This window comes from Streptomyces sp. NPDC034670 (assembly GCF_055574875.1).
The window spans coordinates 1-1,412 of the sequence record NZ_JBVITR010000142.1 but is presented as its reverse complement, the minus strand read 5'-3'; the positions used below and the strand labels follow the sequence as shown (position 1 = coordinate 1,412).

At 66.7% G+C, this 1,412-nt stretch carries 1 protein-coding gene; it reads left to right on the top strand.

Annotation, left to right across the window (positions count from 1 at the left end; all coding sequences use genetic code 11):
- Positions 1–160: 160 nt before the first annotated feature.
- Entirely contained in the window at positions 161–1,381 is a 1,221-nt protein-coding gene (locus ACZ56B_RS32850) for an IS256 family transposase (protein WP_468798757.1), read from the top strand.
- Positions 1,382–1,412: the final 31 nt, after the last annotated feature.

The following is a 1,412-nucleotide window of genomic DNA, read 5'->3' as shown; positions in this document are numbered from 1 at the left end:
GACGGCGTCCCGCTGTGTGGTGTAGGGGATCTCCGCGGTTGAGTGCGCGGGTTCCGCTCCCTGGAGTGCACCGTCTGCCGGTGACTGCTCCCTGCTCAACTGGCAGGCCACCGTGCAACTGTCCGGAGTGAACGGGCAGTTCGACCCCAGGGGGTGCACGGTGGCCTTGTCCCAGCATGACCTACTTCGCCTGCTTGAGTCACTACGTTCGGCCGATGGTCTTGAACTCGTCCGCGAGGTGGCCGAGCGGCTGCTGCAGGAACTGATCGAGGCCGAGGCCACGACAAAGATTGGCGCCGAGTGGGGCGAGCACACCGAGAGCCGCACGACCTGGCGCAACGGGCACCGGGAGAAGACGGTGACCACGCAGGCCGGCGACCTGGAACTCGCGATCCCGAAGCTGCGGGCCGGGAGCTTCTTCCCCAGCCTGCTGGAACGTCGGCGGCGCATCGACCAGGCCCTCTACGCGGTTGTCATGGAGGCATACGTCCACGGCGTCTCCACCCGGTCGGTCGACGACCTGGTCAAGGCCCTGGGCTCGGACACCGGGATATCCAAGAGCGAGGTCTCCCGGATCTGCGCGGACCTGGACGAACAGCTGGACGCCTTCCGGACGCGCCCGCTGGACCACATCCGGTTTCCCTACCTGTTCCTCGACGCCACCTACGTCAAGGCCCGTGTCGATCACCGCATCGTCTCCCAGGCCGTCGTCATCGCCACCGGCGTCACTCAGGACGGTGGCCGGGAAGTCGTCGGCGTCATGGTCGGCGACAGCGAGACCGAAGTGTTCTGGGCCCAGTTCCTGCGTCACCTGCGCGAACGCGGGCTGGGTGGCGTCCGTCTGGTCATCTCCGACAGCCACAGCGGCCTGGTCAAAGCGATCCGCAAGGTCATGCTCGGCGCCGCCTGGCAAAGGTGTCGGGTCCACTTCGTGCGCAACGTCTTCGCCGCCATCCCGAAGGGATCTGCGGAGATGGTCGCCGCGACGATCCGCACAATCTTCGCCCAGCCCACCGCGGACGCTGTCCGCGCCCAGCTCGACACCGTCGCCGACATGCTCGGCCGCCAGTTTCCCAAGGTCAGAGAGATGCTGCTGGAGGCCAAGGAGGACCTGACTGCGTTCGCGGACTTCCCCCATCAGCACTGGAAGAAGATCCAGTCCACGAACCCGCTCGAGCGGCTGAACCGGGAGATCAAACGCCGCACCGACGTCGTCCAGGTCTTCCCGAACCCACCCGCCGTCCTCCGCCTGGCCACCGCGGTCCTCGCCGAACTCCACGACGAATGGATCGCCTTCCCCCGCCGCTACCTCTCCAACGAGAGCATGGACGCCCTCTACAGCGACGACACGATCGTCCTGCCCGCCACGTCAGACGACTGATCGCCTACACCACGCCAAGGGACATGACCCG